General features: G+C 66.7%; 20 protein-coding genes. 10 read left to right on the top strand and 10 right to left on the bottom strand.

Features of this window, described 5'->3' with window-relative positions:
• Positions 1 to 7: 7 nt before the first annotated feature.
• The 3 genes from U1769_RS07350 to U1769_RS07340 all read left to right on the top strand — a co-directional run bounded on the left by U1769_RS07350 (position 8) and on the right by U1769_RS07340 (position 5370).
• Complete coding sequence (locus tag U1769_RS07350; protein WP_332714216.1) at positions 8 to 3196, top strand: efflux RND transporter permease subunit; 3189 nt, start codon at positions 8 to 10, stop codon at positions 3194 to 3196.
• Positions 3196 to 4719: an efflux transporter outer membrane subunit gene (locus U1769_RS07345; RefSeq protein ID WP_332714213.1), complete on the top strand. Its 1524-nt coding sequence runs from the start codon at positions 3196 to 3198 to the stop codon at positions 4717 to 4719. Before U1769_RS07350 ends, U1769_RS07345 begins: the two co-directional genes overlap by 1 nt.
• Positions 4720 to 4836: 117 nt before the next feature.
• Positions 4837 to 5370 carry a GNAT family N-acetyltransferase gene (locus U1769_RS07340; protein ID WP_332714210.1) on the top strand — a complete coding sequence of 178 codons (534 nt, stop codon included), beginning with the start codon at positions 4837 to 4839 and terminating at the stop codon, positions 5368 to 5370.
• Between the two features lie 26 nt (positions 5371 to 5396).
• Here U1769_RS07340 and U1769_RS07335 read toward each other — a convergent pair whose 3' ends face one another.
• Positions 5397 to 5762, bottom strand: a complete 366-nt coding sequence (locus U1769_RS07335; protein ID WP_332714208.1) for a phasin family protein — start codon at positions 5760 to 5762, stop codon at positions 5397 to 5399.
• Positions 5763 to 6100: 338 nt separating this feature from the next.
• Here U1769_RS07335 and U1769_RS07330 point away from each other — a divergent pair, with 338 nt between their 5' ends.
• Positions 6101 to 6583, top strand: a complete 483-nt coding sequence (locus U1769_RS07330) for a bactofilin family protein (RefSeq protein ID WP_332714204.1) — start codon at positions 6101 to 6103, stop codon at positions 6581 to 6583.
• Positions 6584 to 6592: 9 nt separating this feature from the next.
• Here the strand turns inward: U1769_RS07330 and U1769_RS07325 are convergent, their stop codons facing one another.
• Positions 6593 to 7021 carry an MAPEG family protein gene (locus tag U1769_RS07325; protein ID WP_332714201.1) on the bottom strand — a complete coding sequence of 143 codons (429 nt, stop codon included), beginning with the start codon at positions 7019 to 7021 and terminating at the stop codon, positions 6593 to 6595.
• Positions 7022 to 7094: 73 nt separating this feature from the next.
• Between U1769_RS07325 and U1769_RS07320 the strand changes: the two genes are divergently transcribed.
• Positions 7095 to 7550, top strand: coding sequence for a GFA family protein (locus U1769_RS07320; protein WP_332714198.1), 456 nt, complete (start codon positions 7095 to 7097; stop codon positions 7548 to 7550).
• Positions 7551 to 7554: 4 nt separating this feature from the next.
• On the opposite strand, the gene U1769_RS07315 is transcribed toward U1769_RS07320, so the two are convergent.
• Positions 7555 to 7899 carry a hypothetical protein gene (locus U1769_RS07315; RefSeq protein WP_332714195.1) on the bottom strand — a complete coding sequence of 115 codons (345 nt, stop codon included), beginning with the start codon at positions 7897 to 7899 and terminating at the stop codon, positions 7555 to 7557.
• Between the two features lie 48 nt (positions 7900 to 7947).
• The gene (locus tag U1769_RS07310) at positions 7948 to 8580 is read right to left on the bottom strand and encodes a hypothetical protein (RefSeq protein ID WP_332714192.1); all 633 of its coding nucleotides are present in this window, start codon (positions 8578 to 8580) and stop codon (positions 7948 to 7950) included.
• Between the two features lie 28 nt (positions 8581 to 8608).
• On the opposite strand from U1769_RS07310, the gene U1769_RS07305 reads away from it, so the two are divergent.
• Positions 8609 to 9193 (top strand): TetR/AcrR family transcriptional regulator, encoded by a 585-nt coding sequence (locus U1769_RS07305; protein ID WP_332714189.1) that lies wholly within the window; start codon positions 8609 to 8611, stop codon positions 9191 to 9193.
• Between the two features lie 15 nt (positions 9194 to 9208).
• Here the strand turns inward: U1769_RS07305 and U1769_RS07300 are convergent, their stop codons facing one another.
• The 4 genes from U1769_RS07300 to U1769_RS07285 all read right to left on the bottom strand — a co-directional run bounded on the left by U1769_RS07300 (position 9209) and on the right by U1769_RS07285 (position 13832).
• On the bottom strand, positions 9209 to 10636 hold the full coding sequence (locus U1769_RS07300; protein WP_332714186.1) for a hypothetical protein: 1428 nt from the start codon (positions 10634 to 10636) through the stop codon (positions 9209 to 9211).
• 133 nt (positions 10637 to 10769) lie between these two features.
• On the bottom strand, positions 10770 to 12164 hold the full coding sequence (lpdA, locus tag U1769_RS07295) for a dihydrolipoyl dehydrogenase (protein ID WP_332714184.1): 1395 nt from the start codon (positions 12162 to 12164) through the stop codon (positions 10770 to 10772).
• A gap of 122 nt (positions 12165 to 12286) precedes the next feature.
• Positions 12287 to 12511, bottom strand: a complete 225-nt coding sequence (locus U1769_RS07290) for a hypothetical protein (RefSeq protein WP_332714181.1) — start codon at positions 12509 to 12511, stop codon at positions 12287 to 12289.
• A 7-nt stretch (positions 12512 to 12518) separates the two neighbouring features.
• Positions 12519 to 13832, bottom strand: coding sequence for a pyruvate dehydrogenase complex dihydrolipoamide acetyltransferase (locus U1769_RS07285; RefSeq protein ID WP_332714178.1), 1314 nt, complete (start codon positions 13830 to 13832; stop codon positions 12519 to 12521).
• A 158-nt stretch (positions 13833 to 13990) separates the two neighbouring features.
• Between U1769_RS07285 and U1769_RS07280 the strand changes: the two genes are divergently transcribed.
• Both U1769_RS07280 and U1769_RS07275 read left to right on the top strand, forming a co-directional pair.
• Complete coding sequence (locus U1769_RS07280) at positions 13991 to 14446, top strand: universal stress protein (protein WP_332714175.1); 456 nt, start codon at positions 13991 to 13993, stop codon at positions 14444 to 14446.
• 85 nt (positions 14447 to 14531) lie between these two features.
• Positions 14532 to 15815: a M20/M25/M40 family metallo-hydrolase gene (locus tag U1769_RS07275; RefSeq protein ID WP_332714172.1), complete on the top strand. Its 1284-nt coding sequence runs from the start codon at positions 14532 to 14534 to the stop codon at positions 15813 to 15815.
• A gap of 9 nt (positions 15816 to 15824) precedes the next feature.
• On the opposite strand, the gene msrC is transcribed toward U1769_RS07275, so the two are convergent.
• Complete coding sequence (gene msrC, locus U1769_RS07270; RefSeq protein WP_332714169.1) at positions 15825 to 16310, bottom strand: free L-methionine (R)-S-oxide reductase MsrC; 486 nt, start codon at positions 16308 to 16310, stop codon at positions 15825 to 15827.
• Positions 16311 to 16419: 109 nt separating this feature from the next.
• Between msrC and arfB the strand changes: the two genes are divergently transcribed.
• Positions 16420 to 16842: an alternative ribosome rescue aminoacyl-tRNA hydrolase ArfB gene (gene arfB, locus U1769_RS07265; protein ID WP_332714166.1), complete on the top strand. Its 423-nt coding sequence runs from the start codon at positions 16420 to 16422 to the stop codon at positions 16840 to 16842.
• Positions 16843 to 16986: 144 nt separating this feature from the next.
• Here arfB and U1769_RS07260 read toward each other — a convergent pair whose 3' ends face one another.
• Entirely contained in the window at positions 16987 to 17661 is a 675-nt protein-coding gene (locus U1769_RS07260; RefSeq protein WP_332714163.1) for an RluA family pseudouridine synthase, read from the bottom strand.
• Positions 17662 to 17708: 47 nt separating this feature from the next.
• On the opposite strand from U1769_RS07260, the gene U1769_RS07255 reads away from it, so the two are divergent.
• Positions 17709 to 18524, top strand: a complete 816-nt coding sequence (locus U1769_RS07255; RefSeq protein ID WP_332714160.1) for a M15 family metallopeptidase — start codon at positions 17709 to 17711, stop codon at positions 18522 to 18524.
• The last annotated feature ends 50 nt before the right edge of the window (positions 18525 to 18574 follow it).

Raw genomic sequence — 18574 nt, 5'->3', positions numbered from 1 at the left:
CCGACTCGTGATTTCCCGCATCTTCATCGACCGGCCGATCTTCGCCTGGGTCATCGCCATCATCATCATGCTGGCCGGCCTGGGCGCGATGTTCACCCTGCCGATCGAGCAGTTCCCGGACGTGGCGCCGCCGAACGTCAACGTGCGCGCCAATTATCCCGGCGCCTCCTCCGAAACGCTCGAGAACAGCGTCACGCAGGTGATCGAGCAACAGCTGACCGGCATCGACGGGTTGCTCTATTTCAGTTCCAATTCGAATTCGCGCGGCGGCGTGAACATCAGCGCGACCTTCGCCAAGGGCACGGACCCCGACATCGCGCAGGTGCAGGTGCAGAACAAGGTCCAGCAGGCGCTGCCCCGCCTGCCAGCCCAGGTGCAGCAGCAGGGCCTGACCGTGACCAAGTCCAATCCGGACTTCCTGATGGTCGCGGCGATCTACGACACGACCGACACGCGCACCAACCAGGACGTATCCGACTATCTCGTCTCCACCCTGCAGGAGCCGATCGGCCGGCTGGAGGGCGTGGGCGACATCAACGTGTTCGGATCGCAATATGCGATGCGGGTGTGGCTGAATCCGGAGCGGCTTTCGAGCTACAGCCTGATGCCGAGCGATGTGATCAGCGCGATCCAGGCGCAGAACACCGAAGTGGCGGCGGGCGAGATCGGCGGCGTGCCGAACAACCCCGAACAGGCGCTGAACGCCACCGTGACGGCGCAGAGCCGCCTGTCGACCCCGACCCAGTTCGCCGATATCGTGGTGAAGACCCAGCCCGACGGATCGGCGGTGCACCTGCGCGACGTCGCGCGCGTGGAACTGGGTGCCGAGAATTACGGCATGATCAGCCGGATCAACGGCCATCCCGGCGCCGGCATCGCGGTCAGCCTGGCGCCCGGCGCGGACGCGCTGAAGACGGCCGAGCTGGTCAAGGCCGAGATCGCGCGCCAGGCGAAGAAATTTCCCGCCGGCTTCGCCTTCGATTTCCCGCAGGACGTGACGGAGTTCATCAAGCTTTCCGTCGAGGAAGTGGTGAAGACGCTGGTCGAGGCGATCATCCTCGTCGTCATCGTCATGTTCGTGTTCCTGCAGAGCTGGCGCGCGACGCTGATCCCGACGATCGCCGTGCCGGTGGTGCTGCTCGGTACCGTCGCGATCTTCGCCATCGCCGGCTTCACCATCAACACGCTGACCCTGTTCGGCCTGGTGCTCGCCATCGGCCTGCTGGTCGACGACGCGATCGTCGTGGTCGAGAATGTCGAGCGGCTGATGGACGAGAATCCCGGCATGAGCCCGCGCGACGCCACGATCGAATCGATGAACGAGATCACCGTCGCGCTGATCGCGATCGCGCTGGTGCTGTCGGCGGTGTTCCTGCCGATGGCGTTCTTCGGCGGATCGACCGGCGTGATCTACCGCCAGTTCTCGATCACGATCGTCTCCGCGATGGTGCTGTCCGTGGTGGTCGCGCTGGTCCTGACGCCAGCGCTGACATCGACGATGCTCAAGCGCAGGGAAGAACACCGCGAGAGTCGACATGGCTGGATCCGGTGGATCCAGCAGCGGCTGGAAGAGGCCAAGATCTGGTTCAACACCAATTTCGAACGCGGCCTGGACAAATATCAGCATGCGGTGTCCCGCGTGGTCGATCGCAAGCTGCTGTTCCTGCTCATCTACGCCCTGACGGTCGCGATCCTGGCGATCCTGTTCGTGAAATTGCCGACAGGCTTCCTGCCGACCGAGGACCAGGGCACGACGAGCATCCAGTACAACCTCGCCCCGGGCGCGACGATCGGGAAGACCCAGATCGCGCAGCGCCAGATCGAGAAATATTTCATGACGACCGAAGGCGCGGACACGTCGGCGCTGATGGTCGTCGCCGGCGGCGGCGGCGGTGGCCAGAATACCGGGCGCGGCTTCGTCGCGTTGAAGGACTGGTCGGAACGCAAGGGTAAGGACAGCAGCGCGCAGGCGATCGCGCGACGCGCGACCCAGGCACTGAGCGGCCTGCGCGACGTCGAATTCTATTCGACCGTTCCCTCCGCGGTGCGCGGGCTCGGCCAGTCGGCCGGCTTCCAGATGGAGCTGCAGAACAGCGGCGGGCTGAGCCGCCCCGACTTCAAGGCAGCGCGCGACAAGCTGCTCGCTGCGGCGCGGGCCGACCCGATGCTGCAGGCGGTACGACCGACCGATTTGCAGGACCAGCCGACGCTGAAGGTCGATGTCGATCCGCAGAAGCTGAGCACGCTCGGGCTCAACCAGGCCGACGTCAACACCACGCTCTCGACTGCGTGGGGCGGGCGCTACGTCAACGATTTCAACGATCGCGGCCGCGTGAAACGCGTCTATGTCCAGGGCGACGCGCCATATCGCGCCTCGCCGGACAATATCGCGGAGTGGTTCGTGCGAGGATCGAGCGGGCAGATGACGCCCTTCTCGTCCTTCGCCAACATCACCTGGGGCACGGCGCCGTCGTCGCTCGCCCGGTTCGGCGGTTTCTCCTCCTATGAGCTGCAGGGCCAGGCGGCGCCGGGCGTCAGCTCGGGCGAGGCAATGGCGCGGATGGAAGCGCTGGCCGCGCAATATCCGGGAACCAGCGTGGCCTGGGCAGGCCTGTCCTTCCAGGAGCGGCTGTCCTCCGGCCAGGCGCCCTATCTCTACGCGCTCTCGCTGCTGGTCGTGTTCCTGTGCCTGGCGGCGCTGTACGAAAGCTGGACGATCCCGATCGCGGTGCTGCTGGTCATCCCGCTCGGCCTGGTCGGCGCGGTGTTCGCGGTGACGCTGCGCGGGCTGGAGAATGACGTGTATTTGCAGATCGGGCTGCTGACGACGATGGGGCTGGCGGCGAAGAACGCGATCCTGATGATCGAATTCGCCGAGCAGGCCGAGAAAAAGGGCAAGCGCGTGATCGACGCAGCGCTGGAGGCAGCGCGGATCCGGCTTCGCCCGATCCTGATGACCAGCCTTGCCTTCATCTTCGGCGTGCTGCCGCTGGCCATCTCGACCGGCGCCGGCGCGAACAGCCGCGTGGCGATCGGCACCGCCGTGATCGGCGGGATGCTGACCGCGACGATCCTGGCGATCTTCTACATCCCGCTGTTCTTCGTCCTAGTCCGCCGCGGCACGCGCGACGTGCTGGCGCGGCTGCATCACGAGCATCCGGCACCCCCCGCGCAACCCGAAGGGGGCACCGCCTGATGCGCGTTCTACAATCCGTTCGGGCCGAGCTCGTCGAAGCCCTGCACTTCTCTTCCAGCGTCGAAAAGAAGAACGGTCGTTCGACAAGTTCAGGACGAACGGGGAAGTGGAAGCTTACGGCCCTTCTGGCCATTACCTCGCTCGGCGCCTGTTCGATGGCGCCGACCTATGTCCGGCCCGAGCTGCCGGTGCCGCCGTCCTGGCCCGCCGGCGACGCCTATCTGCGGCAGAGCGAAGCGGCGCTGCCCAGCGTCACCTATCGCGACATCTTCCGCGATCCGCGGCTGCAGGCGCTGATCGAACAGGCGCTGGTCAACAATCGCGACCTGCGCATCGCCGCCGCCAACATCGCCGCCGCCCGGGCGCAATATCGCATCCAGCGCGCCGAACTGCTGCCGGAGATCGGCACGTCGGCGGGCGTCACCCGTTCCGACAATGGCAATGATACGGGCGCGCGGACCAGTTACTCGGTGGATGGCGGCATCACGGCGTTCGAGCTCGACCTGTTCGGACGGCTCCGGTCGCTGAGCACCGCCGCGCAGAACAGCTATTTCGCAACCGAGGCCGCGGCGCGTGCGACGCGGCTGACGCTGGTCGGCGATATCGCGACGGGCTGGCTGACCTATGCGGCGGACAGGAGCCTGCTCGTCATCGCGCAGGATACCGCGGCGAATGCGCAGCGTAGCGTAACTTTGACCAGGGCGCGGCTCGAGGGCGGGATCGCGCCGCGGACCGATCTGCGCCAGGCCGAGACCGTGCTCGCCGGCGCGCAGGCCGATCTGGCCCAGCAGACGACCAGCCTGGCGCAGGACGTGAACGCCTTGCGGCTGCTGGTAGGCGCGCCGATCGACCCGGCGCTGCTGCCCGGCTCGATCGACGAGGCCGGCAAGACGATCGCTGAACTGCCGGCGGGGCTCGATTCCGGGATCCTGCTGCGCCGTCCCGATGTGGTGCAGGCCGAATATCAACTGCGCAGCGCCAATGCCGAGATCGGCGCGGCGCGGGCGGCGCTGTTCCCGCGCATCTCGCTGACCGCGGTGCTCGGCCTGGCCAGCACGGCGCTGGGCAATCTGTTCAGCGACGGCGCGTTCAATTATTCGACCGGCGCGAACGCCAGCTATTCGATCTTCAACGCCGGGGCAGCCCGCGCCAATGTGCGCCTATCCGAGGCGCAGCGCGACGCCAGTCTCGCGACATATGAACGGGCGATCCAGACCGCGTTCCGCGAAGTCTCCGATGCGCTCGCACGGCGTGGGACGATCAATGAGCAGACACGCGCCACCGTGGCGTTGACCGACGCGGCGGCGGACAATTACCGCCTGTCGGATGCGCTATATCGCGGCGGGCTCGCGACCTTCCTGCAGAGCCTCGATGCACAGCGCTCGCTCTATTCGGCCCGGCAGCAGCTGGTCTCGACGCGGCTGACGGCGGCGACCAACCTCGTCACTCTATACCGCGTGCTGGGCGGCGATGCGACGCTCGACGCCACGGCGGCGGGGCCGCGGCCTACGACCACCGACTGATCGCCGTACGGCGCTTGCTTGACGGGAGGCCCCGGCCAGTCAAGGATGACGGTTGCGTGACGACCAGCGCCCGCGCTTTTTGCCGGAACGGGTCGGACGGTGGGGAGAGCGGTCGACATGAGCCATCACATCCGGCGGTTCGTGCCGGGCGACCGCGACGCGATGCTCGCCTTCGCCAACACCCTGCCGGAGCATGACCTGCTTTTCCTGGGCCGCGACCTGCGCCATCCACGCGTCATCGAAGCGTGGCAGGCAGCGATCGAGGATGGCTGGATCGACAGCCTGATCGCGGAGGATGAGGGGCGCTTCGTCGGCACCGCGGCTTTGGTGCGCGATCCGCTCGGCTGGAGCGCGCATGTCGGCGAGATCCGGCTGCTCGTGGCGCCGGGCAAGCGCGGCGGCGGGATCGGCCGCGATCTGCTGGAAGCGATCTATTCCGTGGCGGTCGAGCGCGACGTGGAGAAACTGATAGCGCAGATGACGCCCGACCAGATCGGTTCAGTGATGCTGTTCGAGAGCCTGGGCTTCCGCGCCGAGGCCCTGCTCAAGGACCATGTCCGCGACGCCGACGGCAGGACTCATGACCTGGCGATCCTGGCCCATGATGTCGCGCGCGTGACGACGCCGCACCGCGCGCCCGGCGACCAATAGCCAGCCGGACGCCGGGGGCGCGATCCTCAGTCCTTGCCTTTCAGCGGCTGCACCGCCTCGCGGCCGATCTGCATGATCAGTTCGCCGATCTCCCGGGCCTGGCTCATGCTGCGGGAGCCCTGCTCGCGCAGATAATCGCCCTGCACCTTCATCACCTCGGACAAGTCCTTGGCAGCGGCCGCTGCACGGAGCGCGGCAAAGGCCTGGCGGGCGTTGTTTTCTGCCTGGTCGATCAGCTTCGTGCTGACGGTCGAGCCGCCCTCGGCGACCCTGGCGCCCGCGGCGCGCATCGCATCGCCGGCCTTTTTCGCCGGATCGACGATCTTCTCGTCGATCGCATCCTTCACTTTTTCACCCGTGCTCTTGTCTGTGCTGCTCTTCTTGTCGGCCATCATGCTGCTCCTTTCCTGCTGGGTGCCGGCATTTTGGACGGGGCCACGAAGAGGATGCCCGATCACGGGCGGGCCATGCACCGGCGCAAATCGCCGGCCGCACGACCGCGGCTGTCGCCATCCTCTCCCCTTTCCCCTGCCTTACCGGGCGTTTGTCGTTGTCCGACAATGGAACACAGCCGGGGCCAGCACGCAACCGCCGCGTTCTTAACCCGTCCTCAACGCCATGTCGGGCATTGGGAGATCGATGAAAATCGGGCGATCGATACTGCGTCGCATCTGTAACTTATGATAAGTATCAGTCGATTCGCGGGAATCGAAACTGGGGGCGTGATCTGATGGCGATATTCAACAGCAACAACCGTGGCCGCGATACCGGATCCAGCCTGCCGCCCGCGGCGGCGCAAGCTTCCGGCGGCAAGCGCGGCATGTTTTCGGTGCTCGGGCCCGACGTCGTCGTCACCGGCAATGTCGCCGCCACCGCCGATCTGCACATCGATGGCCGCATCGATGGCAACGTCGATTGCGGCAACCTGGTGCAAGGCACGGACAGCAGGATCAGCGGATCGGTGAAAGCCGAGGTGGCCCGCATTGCGGGCTCGATCGACGGATCTGTATCGGTACGCCAGTTGACGGTCGAGCGCACCGCGCGGATCTCCGGGGATGTCGAATATGAGACCATCTCGATCGAGAACGGCGCTTCGGTCGACGGCCATCTGAAGCATATCGCCGCCGGTGCCGCCGGCCGCGTGTTCGACCGCACCGGGCCGTCCTCACCACCCGAGATCAGCCTGGTCAGTTCGGCCGGTGCCGCCGCCTGAACCTCGATGCTATCGCGCCGCGCGCGCGATATCGACCGCGAAGCCGATCCACATCGCCATCAGCACCGCACTGCCCAGCCAATAGACCGGCGCGCGGAACATCACCTTGCGCACAACGATGTGGATAAAGCTGTGGACGGCGCGCAGCAGCACGAACGCCCAGGCCAATGCCACCTGCACGTGGTTCCCCTGATGCGTGATCATCAGCAGCGGGACGATGGCGAAATAGAGCACCGGCATCTCGAACAAATTGCGGAAATTGTTCGCGGGCATCTCGACGGGCGCGAAATAGCGCAGGGCCGCTTCACCGGTGGCAAAGTCCTCCGCCGTCGGCGGCCTCCGCTTGATGTGGCGCCCCCGCTCCACCGTGAGCCAGAACCAGACCAGAATGATCAGCGCCACCAGCGCGAAGGTCGGCCACAGAATTGCGAACGGCATAGCACCCCTCCCCTTGTCGTGACGTTTGTGCCCGTGGCAGGACGGTCGAGTCCAGCATGACGGGAGACCCACCATGGCCGAAACGAAGCTGCCGCAGGAAGGCGGTTGCCGCTGCGGGCAATTGCGCTTCCGCATTTCCGCGCCGCCGATCCTGACCATGGCGTGCCACTGCACCGGCTGCCAGAAAATGAGCGCCAGCGCCTTTTCGCTCAGCATCGCCGTACCCAGCGACGCATTCGAGGTAGTTCAGGGAGAGCCGGTGATCGGTGGACTGCACGGTGACCAGTCGCGCCACCATCATTGCGACTGGTGCAAGAGTTGGGTGTTCACCCGGATCAACCCCGAGCCCGGCTTCCTCAACGTCCGCGCCACGATGCTCGACGATACCAGCGGCTACGCGCCGTTCATCGAGACCTTTCGCAGCGAGGCGCTGCCCTGGGCGACTACGCCGGCGCGGCACAGCTATGACACGTTTCCGGAAATGGCGGACTATTCCGCGCTGATCGCCGAATTCGCGCGGACTGCCTGATCGCTTACGGCAGGATCAGCCTGGCCTGATCAGGGGCCGGCGCGGCCACCTCCCCTTTCGGGGCGAAGCGAGTCGTCCATTTCGGATAGCCCCCGGCCGTCATCTCGATATCGGGAAGCACGACCGGATCATCCCCGGTCTCGACCCAGCCCGCGCCGTGGCAATGATCGCAGATCGTGCGCTTGCAGCGGAAACTCACCAGATCGATCTCGTTGTTCCACTGGCCGTGCCCCTTGCAGACCGGACACACAGCATCGAGCGTGCCGTTACGCGGCTGAAGCGGGACGATATCGAAGGCATTGGGGCAGTCCGGCCCGTTGCAGGTAACGATCGTGCTGGCGTGGGGCATCGGTCTACTCGCTGAGGAAAGCCTTCAACGAGCGAGGCGGCGCGAGGTTCAGTCCGCCCAGGTCGATTGGCGCGGGAACGATCGCGCCCGGGCCCCTGCCCTGCGACGAGCCCAGGCGAGGATGCGCAGCAGCGCAGCGACGCCGAGCAGCGACAGCATCGGCACGCCCAATGCCGGATTGACCGGCACGCGGCCGAGATAGGAAAAAGCGAAGATGCCGGCGATGACATAGCCGCCGGTCGCGTGGAGCAGGCGCCAGCGGCGCGGGCCAAGGCGGCGCACGGAGGTGTCGTTCGACGTGATGGCCATGGCGAAGACGAACAGATACCCGATTCCCCCGCCAATGACGGTCACCATCTTCGTACCGTGACCGAAGACGAAGATCGCCGTGAGCAGGGCGGCGAGATGCACGGTGTGAGTCGCGGCAAATGCCAGCCCGACCGATCGCCGCCGTCGGAGCAGCGCCGTCCGCCACCCACCCGGCCATAGCCGCGCCAGTGCCGAAGCCGACCACGCCGCGATGAACCAGAGGAAAGACAGGCGAGCCGTCAACCGGGCGGCAGCGGCTGCGCCCTCATAAGTCCAGCCGCCATGCGCGAGAAAGGCGCCGGTAATGACGGACAGCGCCAGCGTGGTGGCGATGCCGATGGCGGCAGGCGGCGAGAATGCGGGCCTTGTCATACCGACAGTATGACAACATACCGAGAGTATGGAGTCAACGCTCAACCGCGGGAAACTGGTAGGAGCGGCACGTACGCTGTTTGCGGAGCGGGGCTATGCGGCGGTGTCGGTCGACGAGATCGCGGCGCGTGCCAGGCTGACCAAGGGAGCGGTCTATTATCAGTTCAAGGACAAGCGCGACCTGTTCCGTGCTGCCTGCCAGGCAGTGATCGACGAGATCGTCGACCATGTCACCCGCGGCACGATGGACCATGTCGAGCACAGCATCGACGAGATCGTGACCGGCAGCGGCATGTTGTTCGATGTCTATGAAAGCCGCGAGACGCGGCAATTGCTGCTGATCGACGGGCCCGCCGTGCTTGGCACGGACGAATGGAACGCGTTGCAAGGCACGTTGCGCGTCGAGCTGGGCGAGCATGCGCTCGACCATGTGGCCGATGCCGGACTGATCGAGCGCGACCTGGTCCCGAGCCTTGCGCATCTGTTGTTCGGAGCGTTCACCCAGGGGGTATTGCGGATCGCCGCGTCCGCGAACCCAGCTGCGACCAGTGCGGAAGTCCGTGCGGCATATCGGCGCCTGACGCTGGGGCTGCTGGCGCTGACGCCGGATTAGGCGCAGCCTTGCCGCTCAGCCGAGCATGCCGCGATACGTGGCGGGACTTTGAGGGAGCGCGACGCGCGCGGCAGTGCCGGCAGCAACGATCAGCAGGAGCGCTGCACCGCCGACACGCAACGTCCGGCGCGGGAGAGGCCGTTCCCCTGCCAGCAAGACTGTCGCCAGCGCAGCCGCCATCATCGGCCAGAGATGATAGCGCAGGTCCGAGGCGATGCTGACCACAGCGAAGCTCGCCTCGAGCGCCAGTGCCGACACCAGGAGCGCCAAGGCAAGATCGCGGGGTGGACTCTTCGCGCGGCCAAGGGCGACGCAGAGGCCGATCACCGCAAGCGCAATCCAGGCGATCGGCCAGCCGAGCGGCGTTTCGGCAAGCCAGCCCCCTGCCCGCGCGATCGCCGCGGCGACCGGTCCGGGCGATGCCAAACCCAGGTCATTCGGTTCGGAACGTAGCGGGGGTGCAGCATCCGGTCGTCCTCGTGCCACCAACAGGCGCTCCGTCGAGTTGAGGTGGGCGAGCCGATGCTCGAGATACGCGACCGGATGATGGAGGGCGGAGCCCAGCCATTGCGCGACGAGCGTCCGGGCCGGGAGCAGTTCGAGCCGCTCGGCAATGCTGCCGCAATGCGCATCGTCACCGAGCGGGTCCCAGAAATAGGGTTGGTAGCAACGGCGGCGTGCGATCAGGGCGCGCTCCGCGGGGGTGAGGCCATCGCTGGCACCGGAAAAATGCGCGATGCCGGCGAGATCGTAGATCGGGAGCGTGCGCGTGACCTTGGTCTCCCCGGCACCGAGCAGGCCGTGGTTGATCGGCGACGCCACCGCGAGCACCAGCAGGATGCCGGCGATGGCGGCCAGACCGCGTTGCCAGAGACGCATCGGCCACGGGGCAAGCATTACTGCCAGCGGAACCACCGCGAATACCGCGTTGGCGCGGACCAATGTCGCATAGGTCAGCAACAGGACGATGGCGGCGACGGCGGCGATCGGCAGCCGCCTGCCTGATAGCCTCCACCAGCCGACGAGCCCGACCGCGGCAAGGATCGCGCCGAGCATCTGAGTGTCTTTCAGGACCGCGGCCTGCCACCCGGCGAAGAGCGGAAGGGCACCGAGCGCGAGCACGGCCACTCCGGCGCGCGCCCTCCCCGTCCGCGCGAGCGCCGCCGCAAAAAGGCCGAGACCCGACCAGTAGAGCCCCATCTGCAATACGAACATCGGGTATGCGCCCGGGCCGGACGAATGGAGCATTGCCCAGAGCCGCGCCATGATCGGAGGATGCCAATCGAGATAGATCCCGTTCAGGGCCTGCCTATATTGTTCGACCGAATCATATTCGGCTACGCCCGGCCACCAAAGGGCAAGCGCGGCGAGGCACAAAAGGGCGGCCCCCGCCCCCATGAGGCGCGCGGGGCCGGCAGAACTGTTCAGTGAAATGTCCGGCATCAACGCAATCCCAGTCCGTCCCGGGTAGCCATCGAGATTTTCGAGGTGGCATATCGAGAAAGAGGCGTCACGCGCGCGCCGTCGTCGGTACGGCTACCCGGTCTCTGCCTCGCACGAACCGAGTGGATGCATCCTAGATGTGGAGCGCCTTGCCATAGGCGCCCAGCACGCTTTCGTGCATCATTTCGCTGAGCGTCGGATGGGCGAACACGGTCTCCATCAGCTCGGCTTCGGTGGTCTCGAGCTGGCGGGCGACGACATAACCCTGGATCAGCTCAGTCACTTCGGCACCGACCATGTGCGCACCGAGCAGCTCGCCGGTCTTCGCGTCGAACACCGTCTTCACGAAGCCCTCTGCCTCGCCCAGCGCGATCGCCTTGCCGTTGCCGATGAAGGGGAATTTGCCGACCTTCACGGTGTAACCGGCTTCCTTCGCCTTGGCCTCGGTCAGCCCCACCGACGCGACCTGGGGCCGCGAATAGGTGCAGCCCGGGATGTTCCAGGTCTCGAACGCGTGCGGCTTCTCGCCCGCGATCTGCTCGACGCAGACCACGCCTTCATGACTCGCCTTATGCGCCAGCCAGGGCGGGCCGGTGACGTCGCCGATGGCGAGGATCCCGTCGATATTGGTCCGGCCATAGCCATCGGTCTTGATGTGACCCCGGTCAGTCTCGACGCCGAGCTTCTCCAGCCCGATCTCCTCGGTGTTCGGCACGATCCCGATCGCGACGATCGCGTGGCTGAACTCTTCCGACGTGACGGTGCCGTCCTTGCCCTTGATCTTCGCCGTCACGCCATTGGCGCCCGGGGTCAGGCCCTCGATGCCGGCGCCGGTGACGATTTTGATGCCCTGCTTGGTCAGCGCCTTTTCCATGAAGGCGGAGACTTCCTCGTCCTCGACCGGGAGGACGCGGGGCAGCATTTCGACGATGGTCACCTCGGCGCCCATATCCGAATAGAAGCTCGCGAATTCGACGCCGATCGCGCCGGAGCCGATCACCAGCAATTTCGTCGGCATCTCCTCCGGCACCATCGCGTGGCGATAGGTCCAGATGCGCTTGCCGTCGGCCTTGGCGAACGGGAGATCGCGGGCGCGGGCGCCGGTCGCGACGATGATGTTCTTCGCCTCGAGCTCGGTCGTCTTGTCGCCCTGCTTGACGGTCAGCTTGCCCTTGGCCGTGATGGTGCCGGTGCCTTCATAGACCGTCACCTTGTTCTTCTTCATCAGGCCCTTCACGCCCGCGTTGAGCGTGCCCGCAACCTTGCGCGAGCGCTCGACGATCTTCGTGAGGTCATAGCCCGGCTTCTCGACGGTCAGGCCGTAATCGGCGGCGTGCGTCATGTAATGATAGATTTCCGACGTGCGCAGCAGCGCCTTGGTCGGGATGCACCCCCAGTTGAGGCAGATGCCGCCCAGCCGCTCGCGCTCGATGATCGCGGTCTTGAGCCCAAGCTGCGCCGCGCGGATCGCCGCGACATAGCCGCCGGGACCGGAGCCGAGGATGATGAGATCGAAACTGTCAGCCACGTGGATGTCCCTCTGCGAAAACCGGGTTCGGCCTGTCGTCCGCGCCCATCGATAGTGAAATATAGGTGCCCCTCACCGCCTGCGCAGGGCCGCCGATCGCTCGCCGGATGTCCGGGGCGGCATCAGCCATTGGCGCGGGGCTGGCCGTGCTTCGCTGCCTGATCGGCGCGCCACGCCAGGCGCAGCGGGCGAACCCCCATGAACGCGACGATCACCATCGCCACTATGGCAACCTGCCAGATCGACTGAGTCGCATAGGGCACGCTCCAGGCTGCGACCCAGGCGATCAGCGCCGTGCCGATCAGGCCGGCGGCGATATGGAGCAGTTCGTACAGCGTGCGTTTCACCGCGCCCTCACGCCACCATGCCCAGCGGATTTTCCACCAGCGCCTTGAACGCCTGCATCAGCTGCGCGCCGTCGGCGCCGTCGATCGCGCGGTGATCGAAGCTGCCGGTCGCCGACATGATCGTCGCGATGCCGAGCGCATCGTCGATGATCCAGGGGCGCTTCTCACCCGCGCCGATCGCCATGATCATGCCCTGGGGCGGATTGATCACTGCCTCGAACTGCTTGATGCCGAACATGCCCATGTTGGACAGGCTGGCGGTGCCGCCCTGATATTCCTCCGGCTTCAGCTTGTTGTCGCGGGCGCGGGCGGCGAGATCCTTCATCTGCTCCGAAATCGCGGCGAGGCCCTTGGTATCGGCCTCGGCGATGATCGGCGTGATCAGGCCGGAGGGCGTGCTGACCGCGACCGAGATGTCGGCGCGCTGGAAGCTGATCAGCTGATCCGGCGTGAACATCACGTTGCACTTCGGCACCTGCATCAGGCTGACGCCCAATGCCTTGATCAGCAGATCGTTGACCGACAGCTTCACGCCACGCGGCTCGAGCGCAGCGTTGAATTCGCTGCGCAGCTTGAGCAGCTTGTCGAGCCGGATATCCACCGTGAGATAGATGTGCGGCACCGTCTGCTTGGATTCGGTGAGGCGGCGCGCGATCGTCTTGCGGACGTTCGACAGCTTTTCCGCGCTGTGCGGGATGTCCGGGATGACGGCGGGCCTGGCTGGCGCAGCAACTGCGGCGGCCGGTGCTGCAGGTTCCGCGGCGGGCGCGGATGCGGATGCGGATGCGGATGCGGCTGCGGCGGGCGCAGCGCCCGGCTTCGCGCCATCGACATCAGACTTCACGATGCGGCCGTTCGGGCCGGTACCGGCCAGCGCCGACAGCTCGACGCCCTTTTCTGCAGCGATGCGGCGCGCGAGCGGGCTTGCCTTGACCCGGTCGCCGGATGCGGGAGCAGCAGGCTTGGGCGCCTCGGCTGCCGGCGCAGGCGCGGCTGGCGCCGGTGCGGCGGGTGCTTCCTGCTTCGGCGCCTCGGCCTTTGGCTCTTCCTTCGGCGCGGGCGTGGCATCGGCGCTCTCGCCGTCTTCCAGCAAGGTCGCGATCACGGTGCCGACCTTCACGTTATCGGTGCCCTCGGCGACGAGGATCTTGCCGATCACGCCTTCGTCGACCGCTTCGAACTCCATCGTCGCCTTGTCGGTTTCGATCTCGGCCATGAGATCGCCCGACTTGACCGTATCGCCTTCCTTCACGAGCCACTTCGCCAGCGTGCCCTCCTCCATCGTGGGCGACAACGCAGGCATCTTGATCTCGATCGACATGGGGAGGCGTTCCTCTAACCGAATCCGTAGCGGCCCGTTCCCTTCGCGCCCGATACCGCCCGGGTCAAGACCGCGCGCGCAACGGCGGCATCGCCGCGGCTCTTGCGCGGCGGGCAGGACCGCGCCACCTAGCGGACATAGGGGAGGCCGAGAGCCACATGCGTATCTATCTGGTCGTGATCGACGAGAATCCGGAAAGCGAGATCGCTTTGCGCTTTGCCGCGCGGCGCGCGGTGAAGACCGGCGGCGGCGTCGAGATCCTCACCCTGATACCGCCCGCCGAGTTCGTCGCCTTCGGCGGCGTTCAGGCGACGATCGAGGATGAAGCGCGAATCCATGCCGAGGCGCTCGTCGCCGGGGCGGCGGGGACCTTGCTCGAGGAATCAGGGCTCAGGCCATCGATCACCGTGCGGCAGGGCGAGGGCCCGAAGATCATCCGCGAGATGATCGCGGCCAACCCCGATATCGCGGCTTTGGTGCTGGGCGCTGCCGCCACCGGCGCGCCGGGGCCGCTGGTGGCCCATTTCGCCAGCGCCGATGGTGGCATGCTGCCGATTCCGCTGATGATCATTCCCGGATCGCTCGACCGCGAGGCGATCGACCGGTTGAGCTGATTCGGGACGGGTCTTTCCGACCATGCCGGGCTTCCGCGGCGGATGAGGGGTTGAAGGCGGCCCCTCTCCCCGTCACCATCGGCGCATGTATCGCCTCATCCCGCTCGCCCTCCTCCTCGCCACCCCCGCCGCCGCGCAGGAGACGCCCGATCCGGCGCGGCTCAAGGCCACGGTCGAGAAGCTGGTCAGCTTCGGCACGCGGCACAGCCTTTCCGACACCGAGGACCCGGTGCGCGGCATCGGCGCGGCGCGGCGTTGGGCGGCGGGCGAACTGACGCGCATCTCCGATCGGTGCGACGGCTGCATCGAAAGCGCCAATATCGCGCGAACCTTCACCGGCCCGCGCGCGCCGAACGGCATCGAGATCGTCGATGTGCTCGGATTTCAGCAGGGCACCGAGCCGCGCCGCGTGATCATCATCGGCGCGCATATCGACAGCCGGGTCAGCGATGTGATGAACGCGACCAGCGATGCGCCGGGCGCGAACGACAATGGTTCGGGCGTGGCGCTGGTGCTCGAGGCCGCGCGAATTTTATCCAAACAGAAATTCCGCGCGACGATCGTCTATGCGCTCTTCTCGGGCGAGGAGCAGGGATTGTGGGGCGGCACGCTGCTGGCCGAGACGGCCAAGCAGCGGAACTGGACCGTCTCGGCAATGCTCAACAACGACATCGTCGGCAACACGATCGGCCAGGACGGCGTTCGTGTCGCCGACAGGGTGCGGGTCTTTTCCGAAGGGATCGGCGCGGCGGAGGACCTGCCGACCCTGCTGAAGCGCCGGCAGAATGGCGGCGAGGACGACGGCGCGTCGCGCGCGCTGGCCAAGGCCGTCGACGGGATCGCGGGCAAGATCAAGGGCGGGATCGACGTGTTCGTCGACCGGCGGCCCGACCGCTTCGGCCGCGGCGGCGACCATAGCCCGTTCCTGGCGCTGGGCTATCCGGCGATCCGCTTCACCGTCGCCGCCGAGAACTGGAAGGGGCAGCACCAGGACCTGCGAACCGAAAACGGGATCGTCTATGGCGACACGATCGACAAGATGGACTTCGCCTATCTGGCCAAGGTGACCGCGATCAATGTCGCAACGATCCGCCGCCTCGCCGCGGCTCCGGCTGCGCCGGCGGACGTCACCATCTCCGGGGCGCTTGGCTATGACACGACGGTGAAGTGGCAGCCGGTCGAAGGTGCCACCGGCTATCGCCTCCACTGGCGGCGCAACGATGCGCAGGACTGGCAGAAATCGATCGACGTGCCGGCACCGGCCCTGACCGAGGTGCTGAAGGGCGTGCCCGTCGACGATAATTTCGTCGGTGTCTCGTCGCTGGGGCCGGACGGCGCGGAGAGCCTCGTCACCTTCGCCGGGCCGTAGCGGCCGCGATCAGCCGGCGATGCGCGGCGCGAGCAGGCGGACCAGGGCGGCGCATCCGGCGGCATCCTCGACATCGAAGCGCGCGGCGCTGGGACTATCGAGATCGAGCACGCCGAGCAGCCGCCCCTCATGCAGGATCGGCACCACCAGTTCGGACCGGCTCGCCGCATCGCAGGCGATATGACCAGGAAAGGCGTGGACGTCCTCGACCAGCTGAGTCTCGCGGCTCGCGGCGGCCGCGCCGCAGACGCCAGCGCCGATCGCGATGCGGATACAGGCCGGCTTGCCTTGAAACGGGCCAAGCACCAGTTCATCGCCGACCAGCCGGTAGAAACCCGCCCAGTTGAGATCGGGCAGATATTGCCACAGCAGTGCCGCCGCGTTCGCCATGTTGGCGATCGCGTCCGGCTCGTCGGCCGTGAGCGCGTCGAGCGCGGCGTTAAGGTCGCGGTAGAGTTCGGCCTTCGAATCCCCGGCGATGGCAAAATCGTACATCAACATCCTCGTCGTACCGGCACAGGCCGGGGCCGCTATGTAGGACAGGGTATCCGCAACCGCCAGCGACCCATTGTCCGACGGCCCCGTCCCTGAGATAGGTCATCCGATGCCGATGATCCCCGTCACCCGTTCGATCGCGATCGATGCCGATGAGATCGAGGAGAGCTTCGCCCGCTCTTCCGGTCCGGGAGGGCAATCGGTGAACACGACCGATTCCGCGGTCATGCTGCGCTTCGACGTGCGCAATTCGCCCAACCTTCCCGAGGCAGTGAAGACGCGACTCGAGGCACTGGCCGGGAGCCGCCTGACGCGGGACGGCATCCTGGTGCTCAAGAGCGAAGGCGCGCGATCGCAACTGCTCAACCGGCAGGAAGTCCGCGAGCGATTGCTGGCGCTGATCCGCGAGGCGACGATCGTGCCGAAGAAGCGCCGCCCGACCAAGCCGTCCAAGGCCGCCAAGGCCCGCCGGATGGAGGGCAAGGCGAAACGCTCGACCGTGAAAAGCCTGCGCGGCAAGCCGGTCGATTAGAGCAGAACTCGGTTGGCTGGAACTGCCTCTCCCCGCTCGCCCTGAGCTTGTCGAAGGGCTGTTCTGTCTTTCCAAGAGAGAAGAGCGGGGCTTCGACGAGCTCAGCCCGAACGGGGTGGATGGATCTAGCCAAGTCGAAATGCGCTAGCCTGCGCTTTCCGGGACGGGCAGGTCCTGGCCGAAACCTGCCTTCAAGAAGCGTTCGGGCAGCGGCGCCTCGGCCTTGATCGGGTCCTTGCCCGCGCGTGGGACCAGCAGGGATGCAGCGTGGAGAAGGCTTTCGCCGACGCCGTCCCCATAGACCGGATCGCCGACCACCGGTGCACCAAGCGCCTCGGCCGCATGGACCCGGATCTGGTGGGTGCGGCCGGTCTCGGGCCTGAATTCGACGAAGCTGCGCCCGTCCCGCACCGCGAGCACGCGCCAGGCCGTGCGCGAGGGCTTGCCCTTCGGATCGCCCTTCATCCGCCAGCCGGTCTCGGCGGTGCTGACCTTTGACAGCGCCAGATCGATCAGCCCGCTTTCACCCTCGACCACGCCCTCAAGCACGGCGAGATAGCGTTTCTCCACGCTTCCTTCCTCGAAGGCGTGGTGGAAGCGCGCATGCGCCTTGGGATTGCGCGACAGCAACAGGCAGCCCGACGTATCGCGATCGAGCCGGTGAACGGCCTGCGGCCAGCGGCGAAAGCCGAAGGCCAGGCTTTCCAGGTGGTTTTCAAGGCTGATCGAGCCGTCGCGGGGACGGTCGACCGGGAGGCCGGCGGGCTTGTCGATGACGATTGCTTCGCCGTCGAGGAACAGGACATGGTTTACGAGCATTGGACGTCCTTGCCACTCCGCGCACGCGCAGGCCAGAGGGACGCTATGTGAAGCTGACTGCACAGCAGGCGATCGGGATGCTGGCGGCGACCTGGCTGATGCCCGCGCCCGCGTTTGCCGGCACGACGTCACCCGGCACTGCCCTCGCCGCGCCAATGCCCGGCGGGATCGGCATTCCGGACGCCGATGGGCGGCTGCTCGGGCACCTGCCCTATGCCGAAGTGCCGCCAAGCGAGCTGACGACAGTTGCATCGCCGGGCTTTGCCCTGGGCGCGCCGTGCCGGCTGCAGCGGGATGCGGCGGCGGATCTGACGCAGCTGATCGAAACCGCCAACGCCACGCCGGGGATCGCGCACCAGCTCAAAGGCGTCTCCTGCTACCGCGCAGTGGCGCGCCAGCGTGCCGTTTTCTGTCGAGATGGCGTGCCCGGCGATGCCTGCCGCAACGCGATTCAGCGCGCGCACTCGGTCGGGCCGCCAGGCTTCAGCGAACATGCCACCGGCTATGCGATCGATTTCGGCGTTAGGCCAGCGCCGGGTTGCCGGGACCTCGAGCAGTGCATGGCAGCCACCCCCGCCGGCCGGTGGCTGATGGCGCATGCGCGCGATTTCGGGTTCGAACTGTCCTTCCCGGCGGGCAATGCCCAGAAAGTGACGTGGGAGCCGTGGCACTGGCGCTGGGTCGGCCGGTCCGCCCGTGCGCCTGGGGCGATGCAGGCACGACAGGTTTTCGCGCGGGCGCGAATGCGTTTCCCGGCTCGCCCGATGATCGATCCGCCGCCGATCCAGACTGCTCATGCGACGCCAGCGCCGCTGGTGCTGCCGATCCCGCTGGTCTGGCCTAGCATGTTTCTCTGGGGCTGATCCCCGGCGTCGTGGCAGGTCCGTCTCAGGCATGAAAAAGGGCACCCGCG

This window comes from Parasphingomonas zepuensis (assembly GCF_036663735.1).
Classification (GTDB): domain Bacteria; phylum Pseudomonadota; class Alphaproteobacteria; order Sphingomonadales; family Sphingomonadaceae; genus Sphingomonas.
This window is presented reverse-complemented; position numbering and strand designations above follow the sequence as displayed.

Excerpts from the sequence above, each read along its gene's own strand:
- U1769_RS07345 (WP_332714213.1), top strand. The coding sequence starts at position 3,196 with ATGCGCGTTCTACAATCCGTTCGGGCCGAGCTCGTCGAAGCCCTGCAC.
- U1769_RS07340 (WP_332714210.1), top strand. The coding sequence starts at position 4,837 with ATGAGCCATCACATCCGGCGGTTCGTGCCGGGCGACCGCGACGCGATG.
- U1769_RS07335 (WP_332714208.1), bottom strand. The coding sequence starts at position 5,762 with ATGGCCGACAAGAAGAGCAGCACAGACAAGAGCACGGGTGAAAAAGTG.
- U1769_RS07330 (WP_332714204.1), top strand. The coding sequence starts at position 6,101 with ATGGCGATATTCAACAGCAACAACCGTGGCCGCGATACCGGATCCAGC.
- U1769_RS07325 (WP_332714201.1), bottom strand. The coding sequence starts at position 7,021 with ATGCCGTTCGCAATTCTGTGGCCGACCTTCGCGCTGGTGGCGCTGATC.
- U1769_RS07320 (WP_332714198.1), top strand. The coding sequence starts at position 7,095 with ATGGCCGAAACGAAGCTGCCGCAGGAAGGCGGTTGCCGCTGCGGGCAA.
- U1769_RS07315 (WP_332714195.1), bottom strand. The coding sequence starts at position 7,899 with ATGCCCCACGCCAGCACGATCGTTACCTGCAACGGGCCGGACTGCCCC.
- U1769_RS07310 (WP_332714192.1), bottom strand. The coding sequence starts at position 8,580 with ATGACAAGGCCCGCATTCTCGCCGCCTGCCGCCATCGGCATCGCCACC.
- U1769_RS07305 (WP_332714189.1), top strand. The coding sequence starts at position 8,609 with ATGGAGTCAACGCTCAACCGCGGGAAACTGGTAGGAGCGGCACGTACG.
- U1769_RS07300 (WP_332714186.1), bottom strand. The coding sequence starts at position 10,636 with ATGCCGGACATTTCACTGAACAGTTCTGCCGGCCCCGCGCGCCTCATG.
- U1769_RS07285 (WP_332714178.1), bottom strand. The coding sequence starts at position 13,832 with ATGTCGATCGAGATCAAGATGCCTGCGTTGTCGCCCACGATGGAGGAG.
- U1769_RS07280 (WP_332714175.1), top strand. The coding sequence starts at position 13,991 with ATGCGTATCTATCTGGTCGTGATCGACGAGAATCCGGAAAGCGAGATC.
- U1769_RS07275 (WP_332714172.1), top strand. The coding sequence starts at position 14,532 with ATGTATCGCCTCATCCCGCTCGCCCTCCTCCTCGCCACCCCCGCCGCC.
- msrC (WP_332714169.1), bottom strand. The coding sequence starts at position 16,310 with ATGTACGATTTTGCCATCGCCGGGGATTCGAAGGCCGAACTCTACCGC.
- arfB (WP_332714166.1), top strand. The coding sequence starts at position 16,420 with ATGCCGATGATCCCCGTCACCCGTTCGATCGCGATCGATGCCGATGAG.
- U1769_RS07260 (WP_332714163.1), bottom strand. The coding sequence starts at position 17,661 with ATGCTCGTAAACCATGTCCTGTTCCTCGACGGCGAAGCAATCGTCATC.